Annotated in this window: 16 protein-coding genes; 2 read left to right on the forward strand and 14 right to left on the reverse strand. The window is 36.4% G+C overall.

Annotated features, from left to right (window positions below; genetic code table 11):
* Nucleotides 1-246 precede the first annotated feature (246 nt).
* The 4 genes from hemY to BUB12_RS15355 all read right to left on the reverse strand — a co-directional run bounded on the left by hemY (nt 247) and on the right by BUB12_RS15355 (nt 5,984).
* On the reverse strand, nt 247-1,650 hold the full coding sequence (gene hemY / locus BUB12_RS15340) for a protoporphyrinogen oxidase (RefSeq protein ID WP_072891787.1): 1,404 nt from the start codon (nt 1,648-1,650) through the stop codon (nt 247-249).
* Nucleotides 1,650-2,585: a ferrochelatase gene (gene hemH / locus BUB12_RS15345; protein ID WP_072891788.1), complete on the reverse strand. Its 936-nt coding sequence runs from the start codon at nt 2,583-2,585 to the stop codon at nt 1,650-1,652. The genes hemY and hemH overlap by 1 nt, the downstream gene beginning before the upstream one ends.
* 27 nt (nt 2,586-2,612) lie before the next feature.
* Nucleotides 2,613-3,647 (reverse strand): uroporphyrinogen decarboxylase, encoded by a 1,035-nt coding sequence (hemE, locus tag BUB12_RS15350; RefSeq protein ID WP_072891789.1) that lies wholly within the window; start codon nt 3,645-3,647, stop codon nt 2,613-2,615.
* Nucleotides 3,648-3,812: 165 nt separating this feature from the next.
* Nucleotides 3,813-5,984 (reverse strand): transglycosylase domain-containing protein, encoded by a 2,172-nt coding sequence (locus tag BUB12_RS15355; RefSeq protein WP_072891790.1) that lies wholly within the window; start codon nt 5,982-5,984, stop codon nt 3,813-3,815.
* Nucleotides 5,985-6,144: 160 nt separating this feature from the next.
* Between BUB12_RS15355 and BUB12_RS15360 the strand changes: the two genes are divergently transcribed.
* Entirely contained in the window at nt 6,145-6,645 is a 501-nt protein-coding gene (locus BUB12_RS15360; protein ID WP_072891800.1) for an antibiotic biosynthesis monooxygenase family protein, read from the forward strand.
* 242 nt (nt 6,646-6,887) lie between these two features.
* Here BUB12_RS15360 and BUB12_RS15365 read toward each other — a convergent pair whose 3' ends face one another.
* The 7 genes from BUB12_RS15365 to BUB12_RS15395 all read right to left on the reverse strand — a co-directional run bounded on the left by BUB12_RS15365 (nt 6,888) and on the right by BUB12_RS15395 (nt 12,359).
* On the reverse strand, nt 6,888-7,367 hold the full coding sequence (locus tag BUB12_RS15365; RefSeq protein WP_072891791.1) for a thioredoxin family protein: 480 nt from the start codon (nt 7,365-7,367) through the stop codon (nt 6,888-6,890).
* A gap of 1 nt (nt 7,368) precedes the next feature.
* Nucleotides 7,369-7,800, reverse strand: a complete 432-nt coding sequence (locus BUB12_RS15370) for a disulfide oxidoreductase (protein ID WP_072891792.1) — start codon at nt 7,798-7,800, stop codon at nt 7,369-7,371.
* Between the two features lie 113 nt (nt 7,801-7,913).
* On the reverse strand, nt 7,914-8,555 hold the full coding sequence (locus tag BUB12_RS15375) for a response regulator (protein ID WP_072891793.1): 642 nt from the start codon (nt 8,553-8,555) through the stop codon (nt 7,914-7,916).
* Nucleotides 8,556-8,570: 15 nt separating this feature from the next.
* On the reverse strand, nt 8,571-9,608 hold the full coding sequence (locus tag BUB12_RS15380; protein ID WP_072891794.1) for a sensor histidine kinase: 1,038 nt from the start codon (nt 9,606-9,608) through the stop codon (nt 8,571-8,573).
* An 11-nt stretch (nt 9,609-9,619) separates the two neighbouring features.
* Nucleotides 9,620-10,378: a cell wall-active antibiotics response protein LiaF gene (gene liaF, locus BUB12_RS15385; RefSeq protein ID WP_072891795.1), complete on the reverse strand. Its 759-nt coding sequence runs from the start codon at nt 10,376-10,378 to the stop codon at nt 9,620-9,622.
* On the reverse strand, nt 10,375-11,631 hold the full coding sequence (locus tag BUB12_RS15390; RefSeq protein WP_072891796.1) for an MFS transporter: 1,257 nt from the start codon (nt 11,629-11,631) through the stop codon (nt 10,375-10,377). Before BUB12_RS15390 ends, liaF begins: the two co-directional genes overlap by 4 nt.
* Nucleotides 11,632-11,714: 83 nt before the next feature.
* Complete coding sequence (locus tag BUB12_RS15395; RefSeq protein WP_234982734.1) at nt 11,715-12,359, reverse strand: phosphatase PAP2 family protein; 645 nt, start codon at nt 12,357-12,359, stop codon at nt 11,715-11,717.
* 207 nt (nt 12,360-12,566) lie between these two features.
* On the opposite strand from BUB12_RS15395, the gene BUB12_RS15400 reads away from it, so the two are divergent.
* A complete protein-coding gene (locus tag BUB12_RS15400; RefSeq protein ID WP_072891797.1) occupies nt 12,567-13,736 on the forward strand; it encodes a M20 family metallopeptidase in 1,170 nt (389 codons plus the stop codon).
* Between the two features lie 802 nt (nt 13,737-14,538).
* Here BUB12_RS15400 and BUB12_RS15405 read toward each other — a convergent pair.
* The 3 genes from BUB12_RS15405 to BUB12_RS15415 form a co-directional block, all read right to left on the reverse strand.
* The gene (locus tag BUB12_RS15405; protein WP_072891798.1) at nt 14,539-15,753 is read right to left on the reverse strand and encodes an ABC transporter permease; all 1,215 of its coding nucleotides are present in this window, start codon (nt 15,751-15,753) and stop codon (nt 14,539-14,541) included.
* Nucleotides 15,746-16,489 carry an ABC transporter ATP-binding protein gene (locus BUB12_RS15410; protein WP_143155654.1) on the reverse strand — a complete coding sequence of 248 codons (744 nt, stop codon included), beginning with the start codon at nt 16,487-16,489 and terminating at the stop codon, nt 15,746-15,748. Before BUB12_RS15410 ends, BUB12_RS15405 begins: the two co-directional genes overlap by 8 nt.
* A 234-nt stretch (nt 16,490-16,723) precedes the next feature.
* A partial coding sequence (locus BUB12_RS15415; RefSeq protein ID WP_143155655.1) for an RNA-guided endonuclease TnpB family protein occupies nt 16,724-17,312 on the reverse strand: 589 nt, incomplete at its 5' end.

Below are 17,312 nucleotides of genomic sequence, written 5' to 3' on the forward strand. Positions count from 1 at the left end.
GCCTGGCTGAAGCCGTGCCCGGCGGCAAAGAAGACACTGTGAAATCGACCGAAGGAAGATTGAACAGATGTCGCCCTTGTGCTGGAAGTGAAAGCGACTGCCAGCAGCAGAAATCAACTAAGCTCTAACTTTGAGTTTTCTATAAACTTTAAAAACTAATCCTTAGAAAACCCAACATTGATAACTTTTTTTATATTAATTGTTCGTTTCTAGGTTGCATATAATTAGTTATGTCCCAGACTCTTATTAATCTTGTAAATAAGCTAATACATCTTGAACTGCTTTTTCACCTTGGTCAATACAATCTGGTACACCAATTCCTTCAAAAGAACTTCCAGTTAAGAATATACCAGGTATTTGTTTTTTAGCTTCTGTTTGGATTCGTTCAATACGTTGCTTATGACCGACAGTATATTGAGGCATTGCATTTCTCCAACGTGATATAACGCTAAATTCTGGTTTAGCTGTTATATTCATCGTTTTATTTAAATCTTTTAAAACAATATCTATAATTTCATCATCAGGTAAATCTACCACAGTTTGGTCACTTGGTCGCCCAACATAACAACGTACAAGAGCCTTTCCTTCTGGTGTTGTCGTTGGCCATTTCTTATGCGTCCAAGTACAAGCAGTAATACGAAAATCACTATTCCGAGATACAACAAATCCTGTACCATCAATGTCTTGTTTGATTGCCGATTGATCAAACGCAAGGGCAACATTGGCAACAGAAGTGGCTGGCATATCATTAAATTCTTTTAGGAAATCATATTGGCTAAACATCTTAGGTAGACGATAATGAGGAGTTGCCATAATTACAGCATCAGCCTTATAGACTTCCCCGTTGCTTAGTAAGAGATGATAACCTTGTTCTTTTTTCTCTACATGGTCAACTCCGGCATTCAGTGTGACCGTACCCTCTTCTAGATGTTCAGCAACTTTTTCTACTAAAGTTTCTAAACCAGTTGGTAATGAATAGAACAATCCTGGTTTCTTGCCTGTTGATTTCTTCTGTTTAGGCATCGTTTTTTGAAGTCCTTTTACCAGACTACGGTGCTCTTGCTCTAATTTATAGAAGTTAGGGAATGTCGCCATTAAACTCATTTGATCAATATCCCCTGCATAAATCCCAGAAAGCAGTGGTTCGATTAGATTTTCAACTAATTCATCACCAAAACGATAACGGAAGAAACTACCTAACGATTGGTCCTCTGCCGGCTTTCCTTTAGGTAAAACAAAATCAAAACCAGCTCTTAATTTCCCTTTCATAGAAAAAATACCAGAGAATAAAAATGGTCGGACTTGTGTTGGAATTCCCATAAACGCCCCACTAGGCATTTTATGTAACTTCCCATCCACTAATATATAAGATTGACCTGTGCCGTTACGTATTAGTTGATCGCCAAGTCCTACTTCTTCTGCAAGTTTAACTGCGGGTTTTTTTCGAGATAAGAAAGAATCTGGACCTTGTTCAATTGTAAATCCATCGCGTTGAATCGTTTTAATTTTCCCACCTAATCGGTCACTTGCTTCAACCAACTTCACTTCATAAGGTAGCTGTTTCTCTTTTATTTCTTTTTGCAAGTAATAAGCAGCGGATAAACCTGTTATTCCGCCGCCTACTATTACAATTTTTTTTGCTGCTGTCATTACGCATCACGCTTTACTTTTTTTAGTACCACATCAGCTAATGTTTCAATAAATTGTGGGTGAACATTTGGCATTTCCGGGCGATAATAGCTTACGCCTAATTCATCACAAACTACTTTACATTCATAATCATTGTCATATAAAACTTCTAAATGATCGGCAATGAATCCTACTGGTGCATATACAAATGCTTTATATCCTTTTTGTTCATATAAATCACGTGTCAAATCTTGAACATCAGGACCTAACCATGGATCAGGAGTATTTCCTTCACTTTGCCATCCTAATTCGTAGTTTTCAATACCTGCTTGTTTTGCAATTAAATCAGCTGTTTCTTTTAATTGATCTGGATAAGGATCCCCATGCTGTAAAATTTTCTCTGGTAAACTATGTGCTGATACGATTAATACTGCTTCATTACGTTCTTCATCAGACATTTTCGCATATTCTTCTTTAATATGATCAACCCAGTATTGAATAAATCCTGGCTCATTGTACCAGCTTTCAACAGATTTTATTGAGATACCGTACTTTTCTGCTTCTTCTGCTGCACGTCCATTATATGATTTAACACTAAACGTTGAATAGTGTGGTGCTAAAACAAGGGATACTGCTTCTTTAATGCCATCATTGGCCATTTGTTGTACTGCATCCTCAATAAATGGATGGATATGTTTTAGACCAATGTACATTTTAAATTCATACTCATCTTGAGTTTCATTTAACTTCTCTTCTAATGCTTTAGCTTGTTGCTCCGTAATTTTTGCTAGTGGAGAAATTCCACCGATTGCTTTATATCGATCTTTTAAATCTTGTAACGCTTCTTCTGATGGCTTTCTACCATGACGAATATGTGTGTAATACGGTTCAATATCTTCCTCTTTGTATGGTGTTCCATATGCCATTACTAATAATCCCAATTTTTTCTTTTCCATTTCACTACACCTCTTTGAAAATTTAAATTAACGTTTAGAATAAGAATGAATTAAGTCTGTTAGTTTTTTCAATGTTGCTGGTTTAATATCAGGTGTAACACCATGTCCTAAATTGAAAACATGTCTTCCATCTTTAATTGATTGGTCTAAGATTTCTTTGGCACGTGTTTCAATTGTATCCCAATCTGATAATAATATAGCTGGATCTAGATTTCCTTGAAGTACTTTTGTAACCCCTAGTTGGCGTGCTTCTTCAATAGATGTACGCCAATCTAATCCAATGACATCCAGTGGCAGGTCATTCCACTCCATTAATAAATGACTAGCACCAACACCAAACATGATTAGTGGTACCTCTTCATTTCTCAATTCAGCAAAAATACGCGTCATTATTGGTTTAATAAAGATTCGGTAATCACGAGCATTTAAAGCTCCTACCCAAGAGTCAAAAATTTGAATTGCTTTTGCACCTGCATTAATTTGAGCTTTTACATATGTAATGGTCATATCAGCAAGCTTATCCATTAGTGCAAACCATGCATCAGAATCACGGTACATAAATGCTTTTGTTTTAGCATAATTTTTAGATGGGCCACCTTCAATCATATAACTTGCTAATGTAAATGGTGCTCCACTAAACCCAATTAAAGGTACATTCAATTGTTCTTGTGTTAAGATTTTTATCGTTTCTAATACATAAGGGACATCTTTTTCTGGATCAATCATTCCTAGTTTTTCAATATCTTCTACTGTTTTAATAGGATTTGCAATGACTGGACCAATCCCTGACTTAATGTCCACATCAACTCCTAATGCAGGAAGTGGAGACATAATATCTTTATACAAAATCGCTGCATCCACATCATATTGCTCAACAGGTAATCGTGTGACATACGCACATAATTCTGGTTGATGTGTAATTTCAAATAATGAGTATTTCTCTTTTAATTTGCGGTATTCCTCTTGTGATCTACCTGCTTGTCGCATAAACCATGCTGGAGTGTAATCTGTTTGTTCACCTTTATAGGCTCTAATAATTGTATCATTAAACTTATCTACCATATTTTTTCACCCTTTTTCTGTCAATAAAGAACCTTTTGTACTACATAGTGGGAAGACTACTTCCCACCTATATTCTAACTATAGTATTTGAAGTTTTCACCTACTCTACTATACCTATTTCCTAGACACGTGTATAGTAAACCGGTTATATTGTCATCAATTTGTCTAATTTAACAATGACAGTTCAACCACTTCTGAACGTTGCCCCTCCATTTTCGTTAAAGGGTTATACGGAACAACATAGTAACGATGAGACTGAAAAATTGAAACATTTTTAACTTCAAATTCATTTTCACCAGTAACTTCACCAATTCGTTCATCGGTACCTTGTTGTTCTTTATAGATACGGTAAACAACACGATCATCCCCCGAAGAATCCCATGTTATTTTCCCTTTTACTAGTCTAAAGCCTCCAAAGCTTAGTTGTGCATCCACCCCGGTGACAACGGGCAGTTCAATTGGCTTTGGTAAATCCTCTACATTTTCAGGTTTTGTAAATTCTCCAGCTAGATTCATTTGCTTGTCCAATTCAGTCAATATTTCTTTCGTTAACTCAGTTGGATAACGACTACCACCAGTTAGATAGTGATTTTCATCTGATTTATCATAGCCCATCCACATACTCGTGACATATTCTGGGGTGTATCCTACAAACCATGCATCCTTCACACCATTAACTAATGGATGCTGTGTTGTACCCGTTTTCCCTGCTAATGCTTTTGAGTAGAAACCGGGCTTAGCCGAACCTTCTTTAACAGCATGTGTTAAAATTTCAGTCAAATCCCATGCAATTTGAGGAGTGAAAACCTCAGTTTCTTGAACTTTTGATTCGTACAGTAACTTCCCATTAGGTCCATATATTTTATCGATTGTTGTTGCCTCAACCATGTTGCCTTCATTTGCAAGAGCTGAAAAACCTTTTGCCATTTGTAAGGGAGTAAGACCTTCTTTTAACCCACCCAATGCAATTGCACGGCCATTATCTTCAATTGGCATATCCATTTTTTCTAAATATTCTTTTGCAAAAGGAATTCCAATTCGGTCTAACAGCCAAACAGCAGAAGTATTTTTAGAATGCATAATTGCATCATAAACTGATACCATACCATCATATTGGCCGTCCACATTAGTTACAGTATAACCATCGTCATATTCTAATATTTCATCATGAATAACGGAGTATGCCCCATAGGTACCAGTCATCATCGCTGGTCCATATACAGCAAGAGGTTTTATAGTTGAACCAGGTTGTCTTTTGACACGGTCTACTCGATTTAAGTCACCTAATGAGTAATTTCTACCTCCTAGCGCAGCAATAATTGCACCGTTTTGGTGGTCCATCATTACAAAAGCACCTTCTACCCCGTCTGTATTCCCAGGGAAATAGTTACTATTTTTAAAGTGTTCATATGCAATCTTTTGAGCATCTTCATTTACATGAACAATAATTTTATAGCCACCACGCTTCAGTTCTGAATTGGTTATTTGATGTTTTTCGGCAATTTCTTTCATAACCAAATCCGTATAACTAGCTAACCATGGTTTTTCCTCTACTTGTTTCAAATTCAACCCTAAAGTTTTCCCTTGCTCTTGTAAAAGTTGTTCTGTTGATAGTTTCCCAACATTATTCATCGCCTTTAAAACGACATTTCTACGATTTAGTGCTTTGTCAGGATGATTTACCGGTGAATATCCATTTGGTGCTTGTGCTAGTCCAGCTAGCATCGCCCCTTCTGTTATCGATAAATCTTTAGTAGATTTAGAGAAATAGTATTGAGATGCTGCTTCTATTCCATGTAAACCATGACCGTAATAGATTTTATTCATGTACATTTCTAAAATACTATCTTTTGAGAATTCCCGTTCTAAATAAATAGCAGCCATTACTTCCTTCGTTTTTCTCATCCATGTTTTATCATGATATAAAAATAAGTTCTTAGCTACCTGCTGTGTAATTGTACTAGCCCCTTCGACTTTATCCATCGCAATAATGTCCTTTGCTACTGCACGAACAACGGATTTAAAATCAACACCCGCATGGTCATAAAAACGACGATCCTCTATTGCTACGAAAGCATCCTTTACATGTTCTGGAACTTCTTCTATATCAACAGGTATCCGATTCTCATGAAAAAGTGTATCCACTACTTCCCCATCAGTCGTTTCGATTGTTGATGTGGCATTTAAAATTAAGTCTTCTTCGTTTACAACTAACTTACCACCAAATAAAATAAAAGCATATCCAGTTAAACCTAGTAGTAAGATAGAAAGAAATACAATTAACAACACTTTTAGTTTCATAGAATGAATACGAACCTTATCCATTACATTTTTCATTAATTCACCTCTATTCAATTATACGACATTTTTCAACATACATAAAGTGATTAGTAATTGATACTACTTAATAATCATTTTAAATAGAGGTTTATTTTGACTAACAATGGGAATGATAGGGTACGATGGAATTAGAAGAAATAGAAAGGAGAATGGAAAGTTGAATGCCTATATGACACATGGAACCGTAGACTTTTTAACGACATTAAAAGACAAACACCCAAGCATTGACTTTTTCTTTATGACTAGTGGTGCAAAAGGATTGACATATTATGAAGGAACAGGCAAGAGTATCTTTGTTGCCGGTAGAACATATGAAATATTATTGCAAAATGGGGCTATTCAAAAAGAAGGTTTTGTAGTAATGAACAATATCCCAGTAACGGATGATGGTCGGCCTGTATTTGAGGATCGATTCAAACAACGTGGTAAAGAAGTGGATAAAATGCCTGGTTTCCAAGCATTTCGCCTGCTAAAACCTGATAATGGAAATACATATGTTGTTTTTACACAATGGAAATCAGAGTCAGACTTTGACAACTGGAAAAACTCAGCTAACTTTCAAAAAGCACATAAGGATTCGGGAACAAAACCTCCAGCCTACTTTGCCGATCGCCCATTTGTAACAACTTACCATATGATGCGTGAGGATGAAACTTAGAGTTAATGGGTAGTAGTAGGTTATTATATGTTGTTTCAGGTAGTACCAACTTATCTGTAGTCTGTATGAAGAAGACTATATAAAAAAGTAGAACTTCCAATTATATGGGAGTTCTACTTTTTTATATACTATTAACGTTGTAATTTAACAGAGCCATTCATTTAAATAGAAGTTGTTTTATCACATAAAGTGAACTATCAAGATAAGTAATAAAACATAATAATCCATCCGTTATTTCTTTTTTATTCTAATACAAATTCATTAAAGAATGCTGTATACTCTTCTTCTGTACGTTGTCCAATGATACTCGCAACAACTTCTCCATCATCAAAGTGGACAACAGTAGGTGTCGATTTCACACCATATTTAGAACCTTCACTACCAAACTCTAGTAAATTTAACTTTTTCATATCAATACCAAGGTCTTCTGTTAACGGGACAAGATATGGTGTTGTTTTTTGACAGAAGCTACACGTAGGACTATAGAAATAAACCGTTAGTTTATCTCCATTCTCCACTTTCTCTTCCAATTCATCTGGTAATATTTGATTTCCATATAAAGGATTATCTAACTGGTCAATCGTTGCTTGGTCTAAATCATTTGTACCATACGGATTTTCATTATCATTAAGTGCTTTGTTATTTTTATAATTATTAGCTAAAAGTAGTGCAGCAAATAATACGACAATAACTGCTATAATTGCTATCATTTTCTTTTGCATACTAGTTTGTACCTCCTGTTTTCTTTAATAGAATAATGTGTAATACAAAAATAAGTAGAAAAGCTGTTCCTGCCATAAATGGAATGGTAATAAAGCCAGCATAATTAACGTAGGCCATATTACACGGGACTAATCCACATGCATCACCTGCTTCTTGTAATGCAGGGACTTTTTGAACTAAGTAATGATAAGTCGATACGAAAAAGCCAACACCACTTAAAATTAATCCTGGTAAAGCCATATTGATTTGTTTCTTCCAGGCTGCTACTCCGTAAATAATTACGAGTGGATACATTAAAATCCGTTGGTACCAACATAATTCACACGGCGCAAATCCTCTGATTTCAGAATAATATAGACTGCCAACCATTGCTATAAAAGCAATACCCCATATAGACAACAAAAGATTCTCTATTGCTTTTGAATTTTGCATTCAAGTATTCTCCTCACCTTTTTCACACTTTGATTATACAGTGCTTAACGAAAAAAAACAAAATAAAAATGCCTGAGTTCCCTCAAGCATCATCTCTCTTAATCTATTCCGAATCAATCTTCTTGTTTCAGCAACTGATTTTTATGTACATACACCGCTGCTTGCGTTCTGTCATGTACATCAAGTTTTGCTAATATATTACTAACATGTGTTTTAACCGTTTTAATACCGATAAACAACTTGTCACTTATTTCTTGATTTGTCATGCCATTGCCAATACATAATAGTACTTCTAACTCCCGTTCTGTTAGTTCATCGTGTAACTTTCGTTGCTCTTTTTGACGAAAACTGGACATCATTTTCGTTGCTACTTTTGGTTCAATGACATTCTCACCTTTAGCTGCCTTTTTAATCGCATGAACAATTTCAGAGGCAGAAGATGTTTTTAATATATAACTGAATGCACCTGCCTCAAGTGCAGGAAAAACTTGTTCATCATCATAATAGCTTGTAAGAATGATAATTTTACAATTTGGCAGTTGCTCCATCACCTGTTTTGTTGCATCAATCCCAGTTCCATTCTCCATCATTAAGTCCATTAAAACAACATCTGGTTGTTCCTTAATAATTAATGCTGCACCTTCATTACCACTAGAAGCTTGCCCGATGATTTCTATTTCGGGATCTGTTTGTAGGTAAGCAATGATTCCTTTACGAACAACATCATGATCATCTACTACAACAACTCGCACCATATCACTTACTCCCCTCTAAAATGGAATTCTAATATCAATATACGTTCCCTCATCCTTGTTGGAACGTATTGTAAATGTTCCACCTAGCTCTTCACTGCGTTCTTTCATTGTTTTTAACCCATAAGATGTTTTTCTCATTGAATCATTGTTGATATCAAAGCCTTTGCCATTGTCTCGAATGTGGACAAAAACCTCATTAGAGCGTTTAGTAACGGTTAATTTAACTTCCGTTGCATTGGCATGTCTCAATATATTGGATAAGGATTCTTGAATAATCCGGAAAATATGCTCTTCTTTTGCTTCTGACAATACTAAGTCTTCATCAACAGCTACATCAAAGCTTATTTGACTTTTTTGCTTTAGCTCATTCACTAATTTTAGAATTCCTTTCGGGAGTGGGTCCCCTGATAAATGAACAGGTCGTAAATGTAAGAGCAATGCACGCATTTCCGTTTGAGCTTGTAGTGCAGAAGTTGCAACTTCCTCCATTTGTTCCTTAGCGATTTCCGGGTTGACATCTAATTGTTTTACAGCTGCTTCTGACATCATCGTTAGAGCAAATAATTGCTGACTTACTGCATCATGTAAATCCCTTGCTAGTCGTTGCCTTTCCTCAATAACAGCAGATTTATGGGCCGTTTTTGCAAGTTCCCCTTTTTCATCTGCCATTCGTTGCAACGATTTTACCTGACTTTGAAGTTTTTCCCCTAATTCATTTAACTCATTACCGATTCTAGCTAATTCATCTGCATCTTGAGAATACACGCGCGAACTATAATTTCCATTTGCAAACTGAGTAATGAGAACCGAAAGATAATCTAATCTTTCTTTAAAATCTCCACTAGATTTAAATCCAACATAAACCGAAAAGATAAATGCTAAAGCAATATATAAGGAAATGAATAGAAAAATACTTTCAGAAGTTAGCCATTTAGGATGAAACAGGACATAAATCGTTAATAAAATTGAAAGAATTGTTACGGTTGTTAAAAACAATGCTTGGAAGTGGGAGATGATATAACTATACCGAATACTAGCAAAGCGTTTTTTCATGCTACCACCTCCTACACATAGTCAACTCGGATTGAACCTGCTTTTAGCGTAATATTAAGGTCCAGTTTTCTTTCTGCTTCTTCATAGCGTTCCGTTTCATAACTTAGAGTTCGATTAATTCCATCCACACTTTGTCCAATCACATCAATGTCGCCCGCTTTAACTGATGCGTAAATTCTAAATTCTAGATTCTCCGGAATTAACAGGTGAACATCTCCCGCTAGTGCTTTTATGTTAATCGGAATTTCTTTTTCTGGAATATATGCTTTTGTAAAATCTAAATAAAAATCTCCTGCAAGATTACTTAGATTCATAGGTTCTACTTTCCAATTAGGCTCGTTGTACTCATGACTTCCTACCGTAAAATAGGATCCATTATTATAGTATTTTTTTTTTGACTTCCCATCTGATGTATGAATGATGACGTTCCCTGACCTATTGGAATTAATAAACATGAAACCAAAGTAAACAATTAATAATGGCCATAGTTTAAAGATATCTTTGAATACAAATTGAATGACATCAAAGCGATCTAATAATAGTAATGAACCGAAAATAAAGAAAAATGATCCAAATACCCAACTTCCACCTTTATGACGAATGCGGTCTATCATCCATTTTATTCCAAGCAAAACAAAAAGTGTCGGATAAATTACTAACCATGTTTCCTTCGCATTAAAAGCTGCTATACCGATATTTTCTAAAATGAGAATAATTCCTAATGCGATAAGAGCTACTGCAAAAATATAGCTTAAAAATCCTTTTCTCATCGTGATACCCCCTCCTTACTTAGCGTGAATCTTAGTAGTTTTTTGTTACGAAACATATAGATACTGATCAAAGTTATTACCATTCCACTACATACAATAATAGTTTGAATACTGACACCTACTGCTATAAGGATCGATGTCACGACAAATGATACTGGAACTAACCCCGTTGATACCGTCATAAAAAAGCTCATCATTCTACCTAACATTTTCTTTTCTGTACTTTGTTGCAACACTGTGATGAGTGGAATATTCACAAATTGTGTAGTAAGGGTCATGGCTGCAACCAATCCTGCTGTTACGTATAGATGATAGGATAGCCCAGTTATTGTATATAAGACTCCTAATGTAATCAGTCCTACAATAACGGTTACTCCTGGTTTCTTAAGAGTTATCGTAGCTAAAATAATAGCCCCAATTAGTGCCCCAATCCCCATAGAGGTTTGAACAGTTGCTAACCCTACGGCATCACTTTGAAAAATATCTTTTACCATAATAGGTAATCCAATGGCTAATGGTCCAGAGAAAAAGAAATTTAGGAAAAAGGCCATTATCACGACAGAAACTACTAACTCATTTTTTCTTGCATATGCTAAACCTTCTTTTAAATCTGACCATGGGGAAGGCTTCTCCACTTCATTCTTTTCTTCCTTCAACCGAATGAATAGTACTGCAATTGATGCAATGAGAAGCATGATCGCAGCTATTAGAAAAACTCCTTTAAATCCAAGTAGTGCTATAAATGTTCCACCAAGCGCAGGTCCCAGTATTGGACTAACTTGTGTTGTCATTTGCATAAAAGAATTCCCACGTTGTAGTTGTTCTTCTTCTAACAACATTGGCGTCATCGAATTTAATGCTGGATAACTGAACGCATCAGAGATACCAAATAAAGCTGCAAGAATTAATAAATACCAAGCTGTAATTGAATCAGACCAAATAAAACCTAACAAAATTACAATTAAAATAACTCTCGATATATCAGATAAAAATAAGATTGTTCGTTTATTAAAACGATCAGCAATTAACCCTCCCGTCGTTAATAACAACAACCTTGGTATTGCTGCTGCAAAAAATAACATTCCAAAAAAGAATCGATTATCACTAATAGATAACATTAACCACTCTGCACCTATTAAATAAACATAATAGCCAGGTGCTGAAAATAAAGCACTTATTAATAGAAACAAAAAATTACGATTTTTAAATACAGGAATTTTTATTTTTTCAGGATTACTTAATGCTGCCTCCATACTAATCGCTTCCCTTCGCTTATCTTACTTCTATCATAGTCAGAATTAAGATAAGCGAAAACCATCTCTAGATTGCTTTTGTCTCAGACTTTAGACCGAGTTCTTCTTTTTTCTATCCATTCATATATGAGAATCATTCCAATAAAGCAGATAAAACCAAACACAAAGCCAGCTACAATGTCAGTAAGGTAATGAACATTTATAAAGTAACGACTAATCCCGATTAGGAAGATTAAAATTGAAATACTGACCTGGAACCATAGTGCTACTCGTTTGGATGCTATTTTTTTCGAGATAAAATAAGCAATCATTCCATAACAAACTAGTGTAATCATCGCATGACCAGAAGGAAAACTGTGCCCTTCTGCATTTGCTTCTATTAAAATACTTGGGCGATCACGATTGACTAATGTTTTTATTAACTTATTTACTTGATGACTGAAAAATGTTCCACCAGCAAAAATTAATGCTGGTAACCAATGTTTATATAACCACCAGATTAGAATAGCCATCACTGCAGTAAAAGGATACATGAACGGTTCTGAACCTAAGTTCGTTACTAATCGGAAAAAGGTATAAATAAACGTATCAGGAAATGTATCGACAAATGGTCTCGTCCATTCATCGACATACGGCAAATCCCCACGTACAATTTTTGCAATCCAAATTCCAATTGTAGTTAATACTAAAATAAATAAAAATAGAAACATATAATGAGTTCTTTTCAAGATTCTTATCCTCCAAAATATTCTGTTATAAATAATCATAACCTATGTAAGTGCAGATTTCACCAATTAATTGCTATAAAATTCTAGTAATCTATTAACTTCTGAACATTAAATGTTATAATATTTAGAAAGCTATTATGTTAGATTAAAGCATATGATGTATACAGAGAACAGTATTTTAATGAGCAAAATCAAGGAGGAGATCATATGATAAAGAAGATATACGAAGCGATTGATAATTCTTTCGATGAAATGGTTGAGATTCGTCGCTACTTACATCAACACCCTGAGCTTTCTTTTAAGGAATATAAAACTGCAAAGTACATAGCAGATTTTTATGAAGAGTTGGGTATTCCTTATGAGAAAAATGTTGGAGGAAATGGTGTAGTTGCTACGTTAAAAGGTGCTAAGCCTGGTAAAACTGTCGCATTACGTGCTGATTTCGATGCCCTTCCAATCCAAGATGAAAAGGATGTTCCTTATAAATCAAAAGTAGATGGTGTGATGCATGCATGTGGACATGATGGTCATACTTCAACGTTATTGACATTAGCCAAAGTAATGAAAAATTATCAAGATGAATTAACTGGAACGATTGTATTTTTACATCAACATGCAGAAGAATATGCTCCTGGTGGCGCCAAACCAATGGTAGAAGCTGGCGTATTAGAGAACGTGGATGCTGTATTCGGAACACATCTTTGGGCAACAACTCCAATTGGCGTGTTACAAACCTCCAAAGATGTTTTTATGGCTGGTGCTGACCGATTTGAAATTACAATACAGGGACAAGGTGGTCACGGTGCCTACCCTCATGAAACAAAAGATTCGATTGTTATCGGGTCAGAGCTTGTTTCCTCATTACAACAAATAGTTAGTCGCCGCATTGATCCGTTAGGCACAGCTGTTGTTACAGTAGGTGTATTTGAAGCCGGCAATGCCTTTAACATCATTGCTGACACAGCCCGTATTGTAGGAACTGTACGCTATTTAGATACTGATATTCAGGAGATAGTAGTTCAGGAAATGAATAAAATCGTTGAGGGCACTAGTATTGCTCATGATGTGAAAATTAATTTAGACTATGATAAAGGATATCCTCCTCTTGTCAACCATGCAGCAGAAGCAGAATTAGTAATGAAAGCTAGCGAAGAGATTGAGGAGATTCATACTAGAGAAGAAGTTATTCCTGTGATGGGTGGAGAAGATTTTGCCTATTATACACTTGAACGACCTGGAGCATACTTCTTCACAGGTGCCAATAAAGAAGGTAACCCATATCCACATCACCATCCAAAATTTGATTTTGACGAACGCGCCCTGCCAATCGCAGCCAAAACGTTAATCAGCGCATATTTTAGTTATCAGAAAAAATAAATGATATTATAGTAAAAATCCGAACTGATTCAAATTTCACTTTTTAGCGAATTTGAACTAGTTCGGATTTATTGTGATTTCAGCAATTACCTTAGATTCCTTCGGTTCCGGCATCGACAGGCCTTCTCGATTACCGGAGAATCAACTAACTCTCTGCTTCCGGCATCGACAGGCCTTCTCGATTACCGTAGGACCAACGAGCAACCTGCTTCCGGCATCGAGGGGCCTCCTCGATTACCGTAGGACCAACGTTCAACCTGCTTCCGGCATCGACAGGCCTTCTCGGTTACCGTAGGATCAACGAGCATTCCGCTTCCAGCATCGAGGGGCCTCCTCGGTTACCGTAGGATCAACAAGCAACCTGCTTCCGGCATCGAGAAGCCTTCTCGATTACCGGAGGACCTACAACCACTTCGCTTCCGGCATCGAGAGGCCTCCTCGATTACCTTAGGATCAACAAGCAACCTGCTTCCGGCATCGAGGGGCCTTCTCGGTTACCGGAGAACCTACAACCTCTCTGCTTCCGGCATCGAGGGGACTCCTCGGTTACCGGAGGACCTACAATCACTCTGCTTCCGGCATCGAGGGGCCTCCTCGGTTACCGGAGAACCTACAACCACTCCGCTTCCGGCATCGAGGGGCCTCCTCGGTTACCGGAGAACCTACAACCACTTCGCTACCGGCATCGAGGGGCCTCCTCGGTTACCGGAGGACCAAAAATCACTTCGCTACGGGCATCGAGACCACCTCTCGGTTACCTTAGAACCCCCAGTACCTCAACATACAACACCAACAACATTCATCACGCTAATTTCCGTTTCACATAACCGTTTATAAATAAGTAATTAAATACAAACCCTCCGACCAACACCATAACCACACCATAATATTCTTGTGCAACTAAAAAGATGAAAGAATATAAAACGGTTTGAATCATAATTAATTGGATCAACCATTTGATTAAGGCCTTTTGCCTCATTTCAGCGGTTACCGGATAAATATCCAACCACATGATTGTTCGATGGTGATTGTATAACGTCATCATTTGAAAACTACTTAAATAAAGGAATAACAAAGCAAATGCAAGCTTCATCCAGATATTGGGGATAAAGTAAATAAATAATCCACCAATAATGATTAATCTTACATACATCCCTAAATAATCTCCACTGCGAATAAATGAAATCCGGTAAAGATAGTCAAACGTGTTTTTATAATCAAATGGAACCCTTTTACTGATCAAGGAAACTAACCAATGACGCTTCTTGATTGGTGTTTTCAAATGTGGAACGTCAGTGAAAAGGTTAGCAAATCGATAAAAGGTTTGTGACCGATTGCGATCTTTTTCAATTAATAATTCCCATGCAATTCCAGCTTGTTTTCTAGAAAGGAAAAAATCATATAAAAACACAACAATAAATAATACCGTTGTAATTCCAGCTAACAGCATTTCTCCATAAACTAAAAAATAGAAGACAGCGATATTTAGTAATAATCTTGCTATTTGATCAGTATAGCGAATGCTTGCGTCCCTTACTTTTAACATCCACCAGTTTGCTAATAAATTCCAGATTTTAAAGATGAAAAGGACTATTAACGTTAGTAAATACGTACTTCCTTCTCGTCCTGGAAAACTTTCAAAATATAGTGGGCCAAATGCTGCAAACAGTAGCACTACTAAGTAGATCTGGATGACGAAGCTGTAGATGATGGAATTACGAAAATAGGAGCCCATTTTATTCTCAGCCGGTAATAAAAAGACCAAGTCTGGTTCCTTAAGTAGCGTTCTTACAGGACTGTAACTTGCAATTAAGCCGAATACAATTCCCATTACCCACGCTGTCGGAAAGTCCTCAGGAAGTTGTGCTAACCATTGTTGATAATAGTATGCCAATGCAGCAATAAAAAATAGCATGGCAAAAGCAATATGACCATTAAAAATATATCGTAAATAACGACTTAGGTCTTTCACATGGGAGGTAAGTCTTTTCTTATAAAAGGAATGTGAATCAAACATGGCTATCTTCCTTTGTTAGCTGAACGTAAAGATCATCCAATGTCGCTTTGGGCATTCCAAACTGCTCTCTTAATTCTTCTAACGTTCCTTTTGCACGAATCTCACCTTCATGTAGGATGACGAAACGATCACAATAGCGTTCGGCTGTTGCTAAAATATGGGTAGACATCAACACACCTGACCCTTTTTGTTTCATCTCATCCATGAGCTGTAAATAAGACTGAATACCAAGTGGATCTAACCCAACAAAAGGCTCGTCCACTATGTAAAGTGGTGGCTCTATCAGAAAAGCACACATAATCATTACTTTCTGTCTCATTCCTTTTGAAAAATGAACCGGAAACCACTTTAATTTCTTCTCCATGCGAAATTCTTTTAATAATGGTTGCAGTCTTTTTTCAAATGTTTCTTCTGGTATATTGTATGCCATTGCAGTTAATCTTAAGTGTTCATAAAGAGTAAGTTCATCATAAAGTATTGGCATTTCTGGTATGTAAGCCAGTTGATTACGGTAATCCGTTGCATTTTCTTTAAATGTTTTGCCATTAATTGAAACGGTTCCTTTTTTAGCTTGCATTAACCCGATAATATGTTTAATTGTTGTACTTTTACCAGCACCGTTTAATCCTATTAAGCCAACAATTTCTTTTGGTTTTACTTCAAATGAAATACCATGTAAAACATTTTTATGCGTATAACCGCCTACTAAATCTTTGATCTCTAATAATGGATCCACAAGTTCTCCCCCTACAATATGTTCACTTGTAACAAATTTTATCATTTTTAACCAAGAAAACCAAAAGAAACCGTAACAATTGAGACTCCCACGTCTAAAGACGCAAGCCCTACACCTTACGGTGCAACGGGTGGGATTCTTGAGTGACTAAGCGTTCGCAGTCCATTTCTGTTTTGAACAGTCCTCAAGGTCGGGGTATCTCATTACCCCTCATAGGGCAGAACATATAGTTCCCTATGCTGATTGACTGTTACCATCAACCACAGGTGCATATCGAATATTCATAGCACCAACTATATCTCTATGTTTCTCGAATCCGCATTTACACGTGTATTTTCTGTCTTGCGCTTTGTTTCTTTGGGAACACTTGGGACATGTTTGACTCGTGTATGCGGGATTCACATATTCAACTTTGATACCTTCTAATTCGGCTTTGTACTCAATGAATTGAGATAAGCGATAGAATGACCATGTGTGCAAATTCTTTTCGTTTTTACGACTGGTTCTTGTCGTCTGTCTGATGTTCGCTAATCGTTCTAAGCGAATGACAGAGATTTTATTTTCTTTAGCAAAATTAACAATCGCACGACTTACTTTATGGTCTTTATCTTCCATCCAACGTTGTTCCTTGTTTTTTGAATTGCGAATAGCATTCAATTTTTTCTTTTTTCCTAATGCTTTGCGAAAAGAACGAAAATTTCTTTTTTTGTATTTGTTCTCTCTACCGTTACCAAAGAAACGGACTTTTTCATCATCAGTCACAGCAACAGCAGGTACTTTTAGCCCTAAATCTACTCCCATGACCTTTACTCCTGTTTTTTGA

The sequence above is a fragment of the Ornithinibacillus halophilus genome, from assembly GCF_900129485.1.
Classification (GTDB): domain Bacteria; phylum Bacillota; class Bacilli; order Bacillales; family Amphibacillaceae; genus Ornithinibacillus; species Ornithinibacillus halophilus.